This window comes from Chlorobiota bacterium (assembly GCA_016700335.1).
In the GTDB taxonomy this organism is placed as follows: Bacteria; Bacteroidota; Ignavibacteria; order OLB7; family OLB7.
The window spans coordinates 1,246,870-1,263,660 of sequence record CP065014.1; the positions used below are offsets into that span (position 1 = coordinate 1,246,870).

Consider the following 16,791-nt stretch of genomic DNA (forward strand, 5'->3'; position numbering starts at 1 on the left):
CTCAACAAATTTCTAAAATTATTTACATAAAAAATATTTGTCTAAAAATATCTTTTGATTAACAAATGATAAATCATCATTTCTATGATATAAAAATACAACTGAACCTAATTTTCTTGAATAATTTATTTCACGATTCGTTTCATAAACATCAGTACCATCTTCACAAAATTATTTTTACTATTATTTTACCTATTAGCTTTTGAGCAACAAAATATTCAGATCCTACTTTATTTGTATCAACTCCAATGTTTTTAAAGTAACTATAGGTATATTCTTTATGTTCAAGATTCCGACGATTGTTGAATTCCTCCAAATAAGTTCTTGATTCAGATATAAATAGTATCGAGTCTTTACCATTTAATGGAAATGTTATCCACTTTAATCGTGCACTATAATAAAGAGAAACATTACCATTAGATTCAAAATTGTAAAAGTAAAAACTTTTCCCAACATTGGTAGAACTGACAACTTTAATTACATTATTTTTCCCTTCAAATTCAATTCTAGAAGCAATTACTGAATCAAAAACATCAATTATCTCTTTTGTATCATTTTTGGAATTATAAATATATTTTTTGTAATAATAATAAGAACCAACTTTTGGCATTATAGTTGAATCACTATTAAACACTTTTGGTTTTACAGTTGAGTCAGTAGTTTTAACATTTGGTTTTACAGTTGAGTCAGTAGTTTTAACATTTGGTTTTACAGTTGAGTCAGTATTAATCACATGTTCAGGGAAACAAGAAAAATTACAAATGATAAAAAAAGGACTAAACAAACATTACAAAAAGTATAAATCAAAATTTTTAAAATTAATTAATGCTCAATTAATTTTTTAATAGGCTTTTCAAATTATAAGAAAAGATATTTAAATTATATAGAAAGAATTCTAGGAAAATAAATGTTTTACAGCATCTTTTTCTTCAATTAATTCTTTAATGGAATTATCAAATTTTTCTAACCCAAATTCATTATGAGAAATACCTTTAACAACTGACCATGAACCATCTTCATTTGAAGAAATTGGAAATCCAACAATCAAACCTTGAGGGGTATTATATTCACCATTAGAACAAACAGCAACAGAATGGTGCTCACCAATGGGAGTAGTGCTAGTAAGAGAAACAACAGTATCAACAACTGCATTTGCAGCTGAAGCAGCACTACTAGATCCACGAGCTGCAATAATTGCTGCACCTCTTTGTTGAACTGTTTTTATAAAATCACCTTTCAACCAATCTAAATCCTTAACTACATCAACAGCCGGTTTTGAATCAATTTGAGTATTATAAAAATCTGGATATTGAGTTGAAGAATGATTCCCCCAAATTGTCATATTTTTTATACTAGAAATTGGAAGTTTACATTTATTGGCAAGTTGAGACATAGCTCTATTTTGGTCTAATCTTGTCATAGCAAAAAATCTATTATTAGGAATATCAGGGGCAGAATTCATTGCAATTAATGAGTTAGTATTACAAGGGTTGCCAACAACTAGAACTCTAACATCACTTGCTGCATTATTATTTAAAGCTTTACCTTGTCCAGTAAAAATACCCCCATTAATAGTTAACAAATCATTTCGTTCCATACCTGCTTTTCTAGGAACAGATCCAACTAATAAAGCCCAATTTACATCTTTAAATCCTACATTAATATCATCAGTAATAACTATTTCTTGAAGGTTAGGAAATGCACAATCTTCAATTTCCATTGCAACTCCTTGTAATGAATTAATGGCTTGTGGAAGTTCAATCAAGTTTAAAGAAACCATTGTATTTGAACCAAACATTTGTCCTGATGCAATTCTAAATAATAAAGCATAGCCTATTTGTCCTGCTGCACCTGTAACTGCAACTCTAATGTGTTTCATGTAATTTATATTAATTTTTTGTTTGTTAATTCTTAATTATAGTTTTTTGAAATAGACGATTACTTCTTAATTTTTTTAGCTAATTCTTCTAATAATAATTGTTCTCTTTTGAGCTCATTCATTTTAATTTCTATTTCCTTTTTTTGAAGATCATTATTATCCTCAGGGGTTCCACCAAAAATACTACCTAATAACCAATGACCTCTTAGTCCTTTTAAGTCAGTTCCAATTTCTCTAGCTGCAAATCCAGCTGAAGAAACTGCTTGATTAACAGAACCTGAGAGTATTTCAAGTGAATCATACAAAGATCTATCGTAAAGTAATGCACCTAAAGTACCTTTAGCACTACCAATATCAGTTACTATTTTTTTGGTTTCGGAAGTAATTCCTTCAACATTATTAGTGATGTTTTCAACTCCTTTAACAGTATTGTTTAAGTTGGTTGTAATAGAATTTGTAGTTTTATTAAGATTGTCTGTAAGAGTTGCAAATTGAGTACTAGTGTTTTTCATAAGATTTTCTGCACTTGCTGAAACATTTACAAAGCTTCGGTAAGCACTATCATTTGTAAGAAATTTACCTAAAGTACCTTCACCCCTCCTAAATTTCATAAATAAAGTATCTAAAGAAGCAGTTACTCCAGAAGCATTCTTTACAACTCCTCTTGCTTCATCAACTATAGCCATATAATTAACAGGTGGTATTGATAAAATAGAATCACCTTCTTTAACTTCTTTGGCAGAAGGATCACCAGATACTAGTTCTAAAATTTTGTCACCAACTAAACCTTGTTGACCAATAGAAGCGTAAGTAGAAGTTCTGATAAATTCTTTATATTTATCTTTTATAACCATTTCAACTCTTACGTTAGGAGTATCATTTCGCATAAATAAAATAACATTCCTAACAGTACCTACTTGAATTCCACTTAGAACAATAGCTGCACCACCTTTCAAACCTTGCACACTTTCAAAGGTTGTTTTTAAATTTATTGTTTTATTAAAAAGATTTTCCTTTCCTCCAATTACAAATACTCCAACTATTAATGTAACTAAGCCAAGGAGTGCAAAAATTCCAACTCGAATGTTTCTTTTTAAAATACCTTGTCCAAAAACCATTTCTGGTCTTTTTTCATTTATAATTTTTTCTATCATAATTGTTTATTACAAAATTCAATTGCAAAGTTAAGGAATATGATGTTTTTTAAATAAATAGTTTTTTTTAAGTTATATAAAATTCTTTAAAAAGAAAGTATTATAAAATGTTTATTATTTTACTTTAGGATACACATTTTAGATGGAAATCATAGTGAAAATATTTCAATAAATAATGTATCTTTGTAAGTAAATATTTATATGTTTAGTTAACTCTTTACACTCAAATTACTTATCTCAATAATAATTAATTAATTAATAATGGCTCAATCAAATGAACGAGTACTTCCTGTAATTTTGGAGGAGGAACTACGATCTGCATTTTTAGATTATTCAATGTCTGTAATAGTTTCTCGTGCATTGCCAGATGCTCGGGACGGCTTAAAACCAGTACATAGAAGAGTTTTGTTTTCTATGTATGAGTTAGGAGTAACAGCATCAAGACCATATAAAAAATCTGCTCGTATTGTCGGTGAAACAATGGGTAAGTATCATCCTCATGGTGATACTGCGATATATGATTCATTAGTTAGAATGGCTCAAGATTTTACAATGAGGCATGAGATGGTTGATGGGCAAGGAAACTTCGGTTCAGTTGATGGTGATCCACCTGCAGCTATGAGATATACTGAAGCAAGGTTAACAAGATTAGCAATGGAAATGTTGTCTGATATTGACAAAGAGACAGTAAATTTTGAACCTAATTTTGATGAATCATTACAACAACCAAAAGTTCTTCCATCTGGAGTTCCCAATTTACTGGTAAACGGATCAACAGGAATTGCAGTTGGTATGGCTACCAATATTCCACCTCATAATCTAGGTGAAGTTATTGATGGGCTTATGGAGTTAACTCATAACCCTGATGTTACAATAGAAGAGTTAATGAAATTTATTAAAGCCCCAGATTTCCCAACAGGAGGTATAATTTATGGATATGAAGGGGTTAGAGATGCTTTTCAAACTGGTAGAGGTAGAGTTGTTATTAGGGCTAAAGTTAAAACTGAAATTATGAAATCTGGTAAGGAGCAAATTGTTGTAGATGAGCTTCCTTATATGGTTAACAAAGCAAATTTAATTGAGAAAATTGCTGATTTAGTTAGAGATAAAAAATTAGAAGATATTTCAAATATTAGAGATGAATCTGATAGAGATGGAATGAGAATTGTTATTGAGTTAAAGAGGGATGCAACTCCTGAAGTAGTGCTTAATAATTTGTATAAGCAGACTCAAATGCAAAATACATTTGGTGTGATTATGCTTGCTTTAGTTGATGGAAGACCTAGAGTGTTAAATTTAAAAGAAGCATTAGAAGTTTTCTTAAAACATAGAAATGAAATAATTGTTAGAAGAACTCAGTTCGATTTAACAGCCGCTGAAAAAAGAGCTCATATTTTAGAAGGGTATATTATTGCGTTAGATAACATTGATGCTGTTATTGCAACCATTAGAAGATCTAAAGATACTGAAACTGCAAAACTTGCTTTGATGTCTGGGTTTGGCTTAAGTGACATTCAGTCCAAAGCAATCTTAGATATGAGATTGCAAAGATTAACAGGATTAGAAAGAGATAAAATCCAAAATGAATATAGAGATATATTAATGTTAATTGAAAAATTAAGATCTATACTTGCATCAAAAGATTTACAATTACAAATTATCCGAGAAGAGATTTTACTTATCAAAGAAAAGTATGCTGATGAACGCCGTACATCAATTGTTTTTGATTATCGTGATTTCACTATTGAAGACATGATTGCTCAAGAAGATATGGCTGTTACTATCTCTCATCAAGGTTTTATTAAAAGATTTCCTGTTTCAGGGTATAGGAAACAAGGAAGAGGTGGAAGGGGAGTAACAGGTATGCAAACTAGAGAAGATGATTTTATTGAACATATTTTTATTGCTTCAACTCACCATTATCTTATTTTCTTTACAGATAAGGGAAGATGTTTTAGATTAAAAGTTTATGAAATTCCAGAAGCTGGTAGAGCTGCAAAAGGTAGATCTTTAGCTAATTTATTACCTAAAGAAAAAGATGAAAAGATAACAACAATTATTGCAGTTAAAGATTTTACAAATGATGAATCTATAATAATGGTTACTGAAAAAGGAACTGTTAAAAAGACATTAGTTAAAGACTTTGCAAATATTAGAACCAATGGAATAATTGCTATCAATCTTGATACAGATGATCGTTTGGTTGAGACTAGGTTAACCGATGGTACAATGGAAATTCTTATAGGAACACAAAATGGTATGGCTTGCAGATTTAATGAGAAAGATGTAAGAGATATGGGACGCCAAGCAGCAGGTGTTAGAGGGATTTCATTGGGCAAAGATGATAAAGTTATTTCAATGGTTACAAGTAGGCATACTGATACAACAATATTAGTTGTTGGTGAAAATGGGACTGGTAAAAGAAGTAATATAAGTGATTTTAGATTGACTAAAAGAGGTGGTAAAGGGGTTATATCTATGAATATTACCGAAAGAACTGGAAATGTTGTTGGCATGATGGAAGTAACCGATAATGATGATATTGTTGTTATGACTAAAGAAGGAATGGTTATTAGGCAAAGTGTTAAAGACATTAGAATTTTAGGTAGAAATACTCAAGGAGTTAGGTTAATTAAAATGGCTGAATCAGATCAAATTATGGGTGTTGCTGCTGTTCCTGCTTCTGATGAAGAAGGTGAAAGTAATAGTGAAATAGATGAAATTGATGAAACTATTGTTGAATAAATTTAAAATTAAAATTAATGTCAATTGCAATTCAAATTAATGGGTTAGAAAAAGTTTATAAATCTAGTTCAAAAAAAGAACAAGATGTTTATGCTTTAAAGCCATTAAATTTAAATATCAATTCTGGAGAAGTATTCGGTCTGTTAGGTCCTAATGGAGCTGGGAAAACTACTTTAATTAAAATGTTGTTAGGAATTGTTTATCCTACTAATGGATCTGCTAAAATTGAAGGAGAAAACATTGGCTCAACTAAAAGTAAAAATTTAATAGGTTACTTACCAGAGAACCATAAATATCCTAATTATTTAACAGGTGAAGGAGTATTAAAATATTTTGGATTACTAAGTGGTGTAGATTCTAAAACTTTAACTTCAAGAACTAGTGAACTTCTATCTTTAGTAAATATGAGTAAGTGGGGGACTACTAGAATTAAGAAGTATTCTAAGGGAATGATGCAAAGATTAGGCATAGCTCAATCGCTTATTAACGACCCTAAAGTTGTTTTTTTAGATGAACCAACTGATGGTGTAGATCCAGTTGGCAGAAAAGAAATTAGAGAAATTATTTTCAATATCAGAGAAAGAGGCAAAACAATATTTTTAAATAGTCATTTACTATCTGAAGTTGAAGCAATTTCAGATAGAGTTGCAATTCTAAAACTTGGTGAACTAGTGCGCTTAGGTACAGTTAATGAATTAACTTCAAATCAAACATTGTTTAAAATTGAAGTTGAAGAAAATGATCAAAAAAAATTCGAAGAAATTTTACAAAATATTAAAACAAAAAAATTAAATTCAGATTCAACCTATATTGATGTTAATAATTTTGTAGAGTTAAATTCATTAATTGATTTGATAAGATCTAAAGATATTGTAATTACATCAGTTTCACAACATAAGCAAAGTTTAGAAGATTTATTTATTGAAGTTGTTAAGTAATTTGATAATTTTTGATTTAAAAATATTTTAATACAAGTTAAAAAATATATTGAATACTTTTGGAAGGTTACTTAGAATTACTACCTTTGGAGAATCGCATGGAAACTCAGTTGGAGTTGTGGTTGATGGAGTTCCACCTAATTTAGATATTGATATTGAAAAACTTAAACTTGATTTATCTAAAAGAAGTCCAGGAAAAGATTTCACATCAAAAAGAATAGAATTAGATTTACCTGAAATTGTTAGTGGAATTTTTGAAAACAAAACTATTGGGTCTCCAATTTGTGTTATTGTAAAAAACACAAATCAAAAAAGTAAAGATTATGAAGATTTAAAGGATTTGTTTCGACCATCTCATGCTGATTATACTTATCAAAAAAAGTATGGAATTAGGGATTATCGTGGTGGTGGAAGAGCTTCGGCAAGGGAAACCCTTTCAAGAGTAATTGGTGGTTATTTTGCAAGAGTTATTTTAAATAATTTTGTTAAAGATTTAGTTGTTAAAGTAGCCGTAACTCAAATTGCAAGTGTAAAATCTACAATTGTAGAAAATATGGATTACGATGAAATTTATAAATCAACATTCAGATGTAATGATATTAAAGCAGAGTTATTATATGAAAAATTATTAGATAAATTAATTTCAGATGGAGATTCTGCTGGGGGTATTGTTTCAGCACATATAGTTAATTTACCTATTGGTATTGGTGAGCCTATTTACGATAAATTAAATTCTAGACTTTCACAAGCAATGATGTCAATAAATGGTGCAATGGGTTTTGAAATTGGAGCTGGATTTGAAGTTGCTAATAAATTTGGTTCTGAAAATAATGATGATTTTATAATATCTGATGGTAAAATATCTACTTCCAAAAATAATTCAGGGGGAATTCAAGGTGGGATTTCAAACGGTAATTATGTTAATTTCAATGTTGCTTTTAAGCCACCATCTTCAATCTCAAAATTGCAGTATTTAGCAACATCAGAATCTGAAATTGTTAGACATAAAATAATTGGAAGACATGATCCAACAATTGTTATAAGGGCTGTTCCAGTTGTTGAAGCTATGACTTTATTAGTTCTTGCTGATTTGGTATTGATTAATAACTTGTATAAAAATACAAATTGATATTTTATTTTTAAAATCTATAAATTTGATTTTCTTATTTTAGTTTTTCAAATATCTTATTTAAAATTTTCATTTAATTTGAATGATTGTTTTTTCACAAGTTGCTTTTTGAAAAAACTAATTTATTACTTAAAAATTATTATAAATAAACTATATAACCTCTTTTTTTTAAAATGAAAAAATACTTATTATTTACTTTTTTTGTTTTGTTATCTAATTTAACCTTGAGAGCACAAGAAGAACAAGGTGATTATGATATTACTGATCCTACTGGTACTTTAATTGGTATTATGGGTGGTGGTGTGTTAAGTTCACCTCGCAATCCTTTCCCTTCGGTTAGAATTGGTGTAGATTCAAAAGATGGGACAAGCGAAGTTTCATCTGACATCTCTGAATTTTCGATTGGAAACAGAGTTGGTTTATTTGGAGTTATTGGTATTGTTAAGCAAATTGCAATTTCTTTAAATGTAGGCATGATGAAGTACGGAGTTAGTTATGCATCAACACCTAAAGTTAGTTTGCAATTGCAAACAATTCAAGCTGGAGGAGGAGTTCAAATTAATGTTTTAAATGATTTAAGATCTTTTAGAAGAGATTATGGATTACGCCAAATTTATGCTGATGTAGGTTTAGAAGCTGCTGTAACAACACTTGGTAATAAGGTTGAAGCTTATTCAATTGATGTAAACTCAAATAGAACTCCAGCAACTGGAAGTTTCCAAGATTCAAAACCTTTTGATAATACTCTTTCTCTTCATGGTGCTTTAGGTTTCCGTTATGCTTTAGGTATGCATTATGAACTTGGTTTTGAGGGTGGTTATAATTATGCGTTAGGTGGTGTGTTTAATAAAACTTCCTTACCAGATTCAAAATTTACAATTGATAATGTTATGGTTCAAGTTGCTTTTGGTTATAGATTCTAATATGTTTTTTATTTAACCCGCATTTGTTTTTTCAAATGCGGGTTTTTTTATGTTTGACTTGAAGTAAAAAAAAGTTACAGCTAAATTATTTAATCCTGATGGTAGTTTATTATTCATTTTTAAATCCTGAATTGGATTTACAATAATAGGAGTTTTTCGATGATAGTTTTTCCTTAATTTTTCTGTATTGATTGTAGTTTTATTTAACTATGAAACTGACTTAAAAGGTTTTGTAATCTTAAGAAAAATGGATAGAAAATTTAATATAATATAAGGCTTTCTAGTTGTTGTTTCAATATAGAATCCAAATTGTTTACTTCATCTAACTAGCATAATTTGTTCTTCTTCATTTCCAGATTACTTTTCACTAATTTCTACTTTTGTTGAGTAAGTTTAAATTCAACTATTGAATAAATTTGTGTTTCTCTTCTTCGGTAAAAGACAAACTTGCCTTTTTAATGATTTTTTCGTTCATATTTTACACTATTTAGTGTAAACCTATATTAGGACAAGGCATTTTTTGAATCGTTGGAAATTTTTTAAAAACAATTTTGACCTGCGTTGGCTTTGCAAGCTCTTTGACAAAGCTTTGGTCTGTGCTTTGGCTTGTGGGGCTTTGGCAAAGTGCTTGCAAAATTCGTTGGCTATTTGTTAGTATGTCCATTCTCTGTGGCTTACAGGTAAACGATTTAATTCCTCTTTATAAAACTTCCATTGTGGCATATGCTTTTCCATCAAGGTCAGGAAACGGTCGTTGTGATGTCTTTCTGTAAAATGTATCATTTCGTGAACCACAATATATTCCAAACAATGCAAAGGTTTTTTTGCCAGTTCTAAGTTTATCCAAATTCTTTTTTTCTCAATGTTGCAAGTTCCCCATTTGGTTTTCATTTGTTTTACTTGCCAGTCAGCAACTGTAACACCAATTTGTTTTCCCATTTGTCAATAATGGGCTGAATGAGTTTTTTTAATTCTGTCCGATACCATTCATTAATGATGATTTGTCTGTCGTTGGGTTGTGCGGTTGCGTATTTTTTATTTTCAGAAGGGAAGGATAATTTTTTTAATTCAATTTTTTCAGGGTGGGGCAGGCACACTCTTTGTCTTGTCCTGAAATAGGTTTACACTAAAAAGTGTAAAAATGGACAAAAAAATCATTCAAAAAGCAGGTAAGTATTATACCTTAGAAGAAAGACATCAAATCATTCAAGAGTTAATTGCGACTGGCTGTACTAAAGTTGAAATTTGGGAAAAATATACTGGAGATATAGAAGAACATGGTCAACTACTGCGCTGGATGCGTCAACTAGGATATAATGTTGGAATTAAAACAAGAAGGCCTAATATTGTATCAAATAATTATCTCATGGTAACTAAGAAATCAAAACCAGATAAGGAGATTAAAATTGAAGATGATTCTTTTGAAAATCTTCAATTAAAAAAACGAATTGCTGATTTGGAAAAGCAGTTAAAGGATGCCGAACTAAAGGCAATTGCATTTTCTACTATGGTAGATATTGCAGAAAAAGAGTTCAATATACCGATTAGAAAAAAGCTCAATACCAAACCATAGAAGTAATGAAAAATAATTTTTCACACATAGGATTAGCCAAGTTATGTGGATGGTTTGGTATTACTAGACAGGCTTATTATCAGAACAATTGGGAAGGAATATCTTCTACTCTAGAAGAAGATTTGATTATACATCAAGTAAAAGAAATTCGTAAAAATCATCGTAGAATGGGAACACGAAAACTATATGAATTATTACAACCATTTATTCTTGAACATCAAATAAAAATAGGCAGAGATGCACTATTTAATATGCTTTCGGCTAATCATTTATTAGTAAGAAAACGTAAACGTAGAATACAAACTACGAATTCATATCATTGGTTAAGAAAATATCCTAATCTCGTACGTGAGTTTGTACCAACTAAAATCAACCAACTTTGGGTAAGTGATATCACTTATTGGAAAATAGATACTGGAGAGCATCTTTACATCAGTTTTATTACTGATGCATATTCACATAAGATAGTAGGCTATCAAGTAGCTGAAACTATGGAAGCGATAGAAAGTATTCAAGCATTGCAAATGGCTCTCTCTGGCTTGGGGCCAGAGAGCCATTTGCAACACCTATCCAGTAAGTAATCTCATTCATCATAGCGATAGAGGTATACAATATTGTAGCAATGCTTATGTAAAGCTATTGAAAGATAATAATATCAATATTAGTATGACAGAAAAAGGCGATCCATTAGAAAATGCAGTGGCAGAACGTGTAAATGGAATCATCAAAGATGAGTATTTAGAAACTTATAATATTGATAACTTAAATGATGCTAAGGAATTACTTAAAGCTGTAGTAGATTTGTATAACAATGAAAGACCACATATGAGTATTGGAAACCATACACCAAATAATATACATCATTCAAAAACAAATATAAAAACCGATAGATTATGGAAAAACTATTATCGAAAAAAAACTACATTTGTAAACACAGTTCAGGACTAAATAGAAACTGTAAACTAATAGTAGGATTAATTAATTAAACTGTAAACTTTTTTTAGGACGAGTCACTTTGCCAAGTTTTGGCTTGTGTGTTGGCTTGTGCGACTTGGCAATGTGTGTGACTGCAGCGGTGGCTCATTAGTTCTGATTTTTCTTAAAGTTTTCTGCTTGTTCAAAAATCTCAACATATACTTCGTCTCTCTCAACTGGTGGATAACCAAACTCGTCAAGCAAGAGAATTAGTCCAACTTTTAATGCTGATTTGATGTCATCTCGTTTGTTCCAGTCAGGGAATTTGGCTTGCCCGTCAACCAAGTCTTTCACGGCTTTTGCAAGGTCAATCATTTTGTCTTCAGGATATTTGAAGTCGTATTTTATACAGAGTTCTTTGAGTATGTCGTAAAATGCTTTTTCTTCAAAGTCAATTCCTAAAGCATCTCCTGCCGAAAATTCTTTGTGAACTTCCCAAATCAAATCTGTCAAAGCGGAAGCCATTTCTTCATACACTTCACTTCTCAAAATGTCGTTTGCATCACGGTCGTTGTAGCGTTCAACCAAGGCTTGCATCTTTTTGGTAAAGTCAATTCCTTTTACTCGGTTTACTTTTTTGATTTCTGCAATTACTTTAGCCAATAATTGTTGAAGCAATTTGATTTTTGTATTCGGCAATTTGATTTTATCAATCTTAGCCAAATAATCTTCATCAAAAATGTCTTGTTCGGTTTCTGCTTCATCACCGAGTTTGAAAATTTCTTCAACTCCTTCACTTTGCAACGCTTCTTTTATCATTTCCCGAACTTTGGTATTCATCTGTGCTGTGTCGGGTGCATTGCCTTTGGTGAGTTTGAAAACAATGGAACGAACAGCCAAATAGAAATGTGTGTAATCTCTTTCTAACTGCGTTAATTGTTCGCTTCCTGCACAAATATCATAAGCGGCTTTCAGTCGCTTTACCAAGCCCATAAATCGGGTTTCAAATTCTTTGGATTGTTGCACATATTCGGCTGCTAAATTCAAAGTGTTTAATTGCTGAATGGTTGTGCCTTTGAAATATTTTGAATTGTCAAATGTGTGAAACAGTTTAGCCAAGAGGTCTAAATGATTTCTTACAATGATGATGGATTCTGCAATGTCTTCAAAATTGTCTTTGTCGCCTTCGCTGTATTGCTTCAACGCCAAATTCATTTGCGTTTTGATGCCGATATAATCCACAACCAAACCTTTATTCTTTCCTTCAAACTTGCGGTTTACTCTTGATATGGTTTGAATTAAATTGTGTCGCTGAATTGGTTTGTCAATGTAAATGCTGTCCAAGAACGGCACATCAAAACCTGTGAGCCACATATCAACCACAATTGCAATTTTGAAATTTGATTTTTCATTTTTGAATTGTCTATCAAGTTCTTTGCGTTGGTCTTTAGTTCCCAACAAATCATACATTACCTTCGGGTCGTCTTGTCCTCTGGTGGCAATGAGTTTAATACGTTCAATAGGTTTCAGTTCTCGTTTATCTTTGTCTGTAAGTTCTGCACCTTCTTCGGCTGCTCGTATTTCGTTCCATTCGGGTTTTATTTCAATAATGTTTTTATACAACTCATACGCAATTTCACGAGTGCTACACACAAACATTGCTTTACCTTTTACGGTTGAACCTTCTGAAACCCTTTTTTCATAATGGTTTACAAAATCTTCGGCAACTGCTTTTAAACGGTCAGGGTCGCCAATAATGGCATACATCTGAGCCATTTCTTTTTTGCTTTGTTCAATCTGATTTTCGTTGCTTCCTATCTCGGCACATTTTGCGTAATAATCTTCAATCTCTTTGAGTTTTGAATTATTCAACAACACTTTTGCTGCTCTGCCTTCATACACAATTCGAACAGTGATTTCATCTTTCACTGATTCAGTCATTGTGTAAGCATCAACAACTTTTCCAAACACATCAAGCGTTGCATCTATTGGCGTTCCTGTAAAGCCAACAAAAGTGGCATTGGGCAATGAATCGTGTAAATATTTAGCAAAGCCGTATGTTTTAGTAACGCCTTTCTCTGTAACTTTTACTTTTTGGTCAAGGTTTACTTGGCTTCTGTGTGCTTCGTCAGAAATGCAAATCACGTTTGGTCTATCAGTAAGCAATTGTGTGTCCTCTGTAAACTTGTGAATTGTGGTTAAGAAAACGCCTCCGCTTTGTCTGCCTTGAATTAATTCTCTTAGGTTGGCTCTGCTCTCAACACTCACCACTGTATTGTCACCAATAAAGTTTTTGGCATTGGTAAATTGTCCCGAAAGTTGGTCGTCTAAATCGGTGCGGTCGGTTATTAAAACAATTGTTGGGCTTTCAAAATATTCGCTTTTCATCAACAACCTTGTCAAGTAAAGCATAGTAAAACTCTTTCCGCAACCAGTAGCACCAAAGTATGTTCCCCCCTTTCCATTTCCGTTGGGCTTTTGTGCTTTCTTGATATTGTCATACAATGCTCTTGCAGCATAGTATTGCGGATAGCGACAAACTATTTTTTCGTTTTTCTTAGAACTATCAGGAATGTAAATGAAGTTGCGGATAATATCACGCAAACGGTTTTTATGAAACATTCCTTGTATAAGTGTAAACATACTGTCAATGCCGTCCACTTCTTTTGCCAAACCTGCTACTCTTCGCCAGCCATAGAAAAACTCATACGGAGCAAAGAATGAACCTGACTTGTTGTTTACGCCATCGCTAATAACACAAAAAGCATTGTATTTAAACAGTTCGGGAATGTCTCTGCGGTAACGAACAGTTAATTGCTTGAAAGCATCATAAATAGTGGCTTCTTCACGAATGGCAGATTTAAATTCAAATACCACCAAAGGCAAACCATTGATATAAACAATGCCATCAGGAATACGTTTTTCTGAACCAATAATTTCTAACTGGTTTACGAATTTGTAAATATTAGTGTCGGCAGGATAAACTTCTTCGGGTTCGGCTGCAATAGAAATTAACTGGTCTGCTTCGGGCTGGCGGTGCTTATTTAAACCTGCGTAATTGATAAGTTGAATGTAAATATCCTTTTGATTACGGTCTTCTCGTTTAAGAATAAAACCGTCAGAAAGCATTTTTAAAAATGTTTTGTTGCTTTCATAAAGGTCAGAAGCAGAAAGTGATTTGAGTTGAAGAATAATAGATTTGATTTCATTTACCGTAATGCCTTGACCAGCGTATTGCGTTAAAAGAAAGGTTTGTAAATCTTCTTCTATTAATACTTCGTCAGGCTTACGAGTTATCGTAATGCCCAAGTGGTGGGGAAATCCTTCTTGCCCCAACAATTCGGTAAATGCCTTTTCTAAACTTGCCTCTGTAAATTTCATTTATAATTGTTAATGATAAATGGTTAATTGTTAATGTTTGCTTTAACGGATTTAATTATACTTGTAATAAGTTTGATAATTTCTACAGCATCATTGTTTATACTTTCAAATTGTTCTTGGGTTAAGTAATCAGTATCTTTTAGAAGTTCAAGCCAGTAAATAGTCTCGTTAATTTCTTTTTGAGCTATACCCATCTTATGCTTGAAATCGTTTTTGGTTTCTGCGTGTTCCGCCTCTCTAACCATTGCACCTACAGAAGTACCACTTCTAAGTAGTTGTTTTGAAAGCACAAACTCCTTTTTCTGCTTACACAAAAACTGATAGAGTTTTACCACCCTCACCGCAAACAAAAAACTCTTATTCTTTACAATGTTATCTCTCATTACTTTAACCATTTATCATTAACAATTAACCATTGAACACCAACCATTCTTTCTTGAATCATTTTTAATGTTTTCAAAATGGCTTCTTCTTTTGGTAATTCTCCATATACCAAATTTTTGAAGTCACCGTTGTAAATAGTTTTCAACTCATTCCATACATTTTCTAAGTCTCTAAAAATAAGTGCTTCACTAGGATGATAATTTAGCCATTTATTATTGTTTCTAAAACTTGCAACATCATCATTGGCTACTTTTAAAAGCATTTCATCAAATGCCGTTGATTGAAAGAATTTAAAGAACTCATCTTGTTTAAGTAGCTGATGTAAATCGTAGGTGTGCCGTATCTTTTTCTTTAAATCATCCATTGGATTTTCGCCATAAGAAAAACGAACCAAACTCATTATTTTCTCGCAAATGGTTCTTATTGGTTCTAATGCCAACAAGTTAAAAGGAAGTAGTCCGTTTTCTTTAGCAATATCAGACTGCTTATTATCTAGCATCATTTGGCCAACAAATGAAACGATGCTTTTGGTGGTGTAAGGTTCGTAATATCCCAACCAAGTTGATTCCAAAATGATAACATTTCTTACTTGGCCGTAATCGCCTTTAAATTCTTTGTTGTAGGAATGTGCCGTTTTTCGATTCATCCCCATTTTATGGGTAACGCCATCGATAGGTACTTCGGGCAATACGGCTTCTACAACTGTGCTTACTGCTTTTAATTTTGATTTTAACTTGCTGTCTGTTTCTCCTTCTCGTCTCAATACTACCAAATCAATATCTTCCGAAAAGCGTTCTATCATATTGTAACATTTGGATAGTGCCGTTCCGCCTTTAAATACCGTGTCTTTGCCAATTTCATTATTGAAAATGGTAAACAAAGCATATGTAACCCAATAGTCTTTTTCTACATAAATGGCAGGGATTTTCATTTGGTCAGCTGTAAACTGTATCGCTTGTCTGAATAAGGTTTTGTTTTCGTGCAGCTTCATATTATGTTCCATTTTTCGGTGGTGGATAATACTTTCGCTGCACCGGTTAGTTTATACTTGGTAATGGGGTTCAATGACTTGAAAAGTGTCTCTGTTACTTTGCCTTGCTGCAATTGCTCTAACAGTGCACCTAATAAAGCCCTTGTAGCTGGCGGATATTTTAAAGCTAAGCGAACCAAGGTGTTGATTTCCTTTTCATCTTGTGTTTTAATAATGGCTAAAAACCTTTTGCAGGATGCTTCTATATTGGCATCTGGTATTTTTTTTATGTAGCGAATAGCATCCAGTAACTGCAACAAAGGAATATTCTCTTTGGTGATGGTGTTTTTTTGCTTTACAAAAGCTATCGTATAGCGTTCTCTTTTAAAATTGGGGCGAACCTGATTTTTACCTATCTGTATCGTATTGCTTACCTGTGTGGTTAAGCCCAATTGGTTGTATATGCTGTAACCCGTGAGATAGCCCGTTATTTTTCCGTTTTCTTCTAATAGGTCTTTTACTACTTGTGCCTGATTGGGTTGAAGGTTGCCAAATGGGGTATTTTCGGGTTTGTAGTATTTGCCTTTGGATAGTTTGGTAATCTTGCCCGAAATCACCATACGATTCAGGGCTTTTATTACCGCTTCTTTTTGGTTCACCTCTGTAGTAAAGTCAGCATAGGTGAATACATAGCCCTTGGGTAGTCTGTCTATGGTAAATGCTATGTATTCAGATATTTTCATTCTTTTTATTGTAGTGCAAAGATAATTGATTTGTCCAGTTTATTAGCAAAAAAACTG

The 16,791-nt window shown here is 32.0% G+C and carries 14 protein-coding genes and 1 pseudogene; 7 read left to right on the forward strand and 8 right to left on the reverse strand.

What is annotated here, in order from left to right:
- Window positions 1-163: 163 nt before the first annotated feature.
- The 3 genes from IPP08_05055 to IPP08_05065 all read right to left on the reverse strand — a co-directional run bounded on the left by IPP08_05055 (window position 164) and on the right by IPP08_05065 (window position 3,033).
- Entirely contained in the window at window positions 164-733 is a 570-nt protein-coding gene (locus IPP08_05055; protein QQS67537.1) for a hypothetical protein, read from the reverse strand.
- A gap of 162 nt (window positions 734-895) precedes the next feature.
- Complete coding sequence (locus IPP08_05060) at window positions 896-1,879, reverse strand: malate dehydrogenase (GenBank protein ID QQS67538.1); 984 nt, start codon at window positions 1,877-1,879, stop codon at window positions 896-898.
- 59 nt (window positions 1,880-1,938) lie between these two features.
- On the reverse strand, window positions 1,939-3,033 hold the full coding sequence (locus IPP08_05065) for an MCE family protein (GenBank protein QQS67539.1): 1,095 nt from the start codon (window positions 3,031-3,033) through the stop codon (window positions 1,939-1,941).
- Window positions 3,034-3,294: 261 nt separating this feature from the next.
- Here IPP08_05065 and gyrA point away from each other — a divergent pair, with 261 nt between their 5' ends.
- The 4 genes from gyrA (at window position 3,295) to IPP08_05085 (ending at window position 8,768) form a co-directional block, all read left to right on the forward strand.
- Window positions 3,295-5,778 carry a DNA gyrase subunit A gene (gene gyrA, locus IPP08_05070; GenBank protein ID QQS67540.1) on the forward strand — a complete coding sequence of 828 codons (2,484 nt, stop codon included), beginning with the start codon at window positions 3,295-3,297 and terminating at the stop codon, window positions 5,776-5,778.
- Window positions 5,779-5,795: 17 nt separating this feature from the next.
- Window positions 5,796-6,716 carry an ABC transporter ATP-binding protein gene (locus IPP08_05075; protein ID QQS67541.1) on the forward strand — a complete coding sequence of 307 codons (921 nt, stop codon included), beginning with the start codon at window positions 5,796-5,798 and terminating at the stop codon, window positions 6,714-6,716.
- 49 nt (window positions 6,717-6,765) lie between these two features.
- Window positions 6,766-7,845: a chorismate synthase gene (aroC, locus tag IPP08_05080; GenBank protein ID QQS67542.1), complete on the forward strand. Its 1,080-nt coding sequence runs from the start codon at window positions 6,766-6,768 to the stop codon at window positions 7,843-7,845.
- A gap of 173 nt (window positions 7,846-8,018) precedes the next feature.
- Window positions 8,019-8,768 (forward strand): outer membrane beta-barrel protein, encoded by a 750-nt coding sequence (locus tag IPP08_05085; protein QQS67543.1) that lies wholly within the window; start codon window positions 8,019-8,021, stop codon window positions 8,766-8,768.
- A gap of 651 nt (window positions 8,769-9,419) precedes the next feature.
- On the opposite strand, the pseudogene IPP08_05090 reads toward IPP08_05085, so the two are convergent.
- Window positions 9,420-9,865, reverse strand: a pseudogene (locus IPP08_05090) (DUF45 domain-containing protein).
- Window positions 9,866-9,909: 44 nt separating this feature from the next.
- On the opposite strand from IPP08_05090, the gene IPP08_05095 reads away from it, so the two are divergent.
- The 3 genes from IPP08_05095 to IPP08_05105 all read left to right on the forward strand — a co-directional run bounded on the left by IPP08_05095 (window position 9,910) and on the right by IPP08_05105 (window position 11,289).
- Entirely contained in the window at window positions 9,910-10,341 is a 432-nt protein-coding gene (locus tag IPP08_05095) for a hypothetical protein (protein ID QQS67544.1), read from the forward strand.
- Window positions 10,342-10,346: 5 nt separating this feature from the next.
- Entirely contained in the window at window positions 10,347-10,922 is a 576-nt protein-coding gene (locus IPP08_05100; GenBank protein ID QQS67545.1) for a hypothetical protein, read from the forward strand.
- A gap of 85 nt (window positions 10,923-11,007) precedes the next feature.
- The gene (locus tag IPP08_05105; protein QQS67546.1) at window positions 11,008-11,289 is read left to right on the forward strand and encodes a transposase; all 282 of its coding nucleotides are present in this window, start codon (window positions 11,008-11,010) and stop codon (window positions 11,287-11,289) included.
- 135 nt (window positions 11,290-11,424) lie between these two features.
- Here the strand turns inward: IPP08_05105 and IPP08_05110 are convergent, their stop codons facing one another.
- Genes IPP08_05110 through IPP08_05125 form a run of 4 tightly spaced genes read right to left on the reverse strand, consistent with a single transcriptional unit; the run spans window position 11,425 to window position 16,734 of the window.
- The gene (locus IPP08_05110) at window positions 11,425-14,637 is read right to left on the reverse strand and encodes a type I restriction endonuclease subunit R (GenBank protein ID QQS67547.1); all 3,213 of its coding nucleotides are present in this window, start codon (window positions 14,635-14,637) and stop codon (window positions 11,425-11,427) included.
- 23 nt (window positions 14,638-14,660) lie between these two features.
- Window positions 14,661-15,020 (reverse strand): four helix bundle protein, encoded by a 360-nt coding sequence (locus tag IPP08_05115; protein QQS67548.1) that lies wholly within the window; start codon window positions 15,018-15,020, stop codon window positions 14,661-14,663.
- Window positions 15,020-16,012 (reverse strand): nucleotidyl transferase AbiEii/AbiGii toxin family protein, encoded by a 993-nt coding sequence (locus IPP08_05120; GenBank protein ID QQS67838.1) that lies wholly within the window; start codon window positions 16,010-16,012, stop codon window positions 15,020-15,022. Before IPP08_05120 ends, IPP08_05115 begins: the two co-directional genes overlap by 1 nt.
- Complete coding sequence (locus IPP08_05125; protein ID QQS67549.1) at window positions 16,009-16,734, reverse strand: hypothetical protein; 726 nt, start codon at window positions 16,732-16,734, stop codon at window positions 16,009-16,011. Before IPP08_05125 ends, IPP08_05120 begins: the two co-directional genes overlap by 4 nt.
- Between the last annotated feature and the right edge of the window lie 57 nt (window positions 16,735-16,791).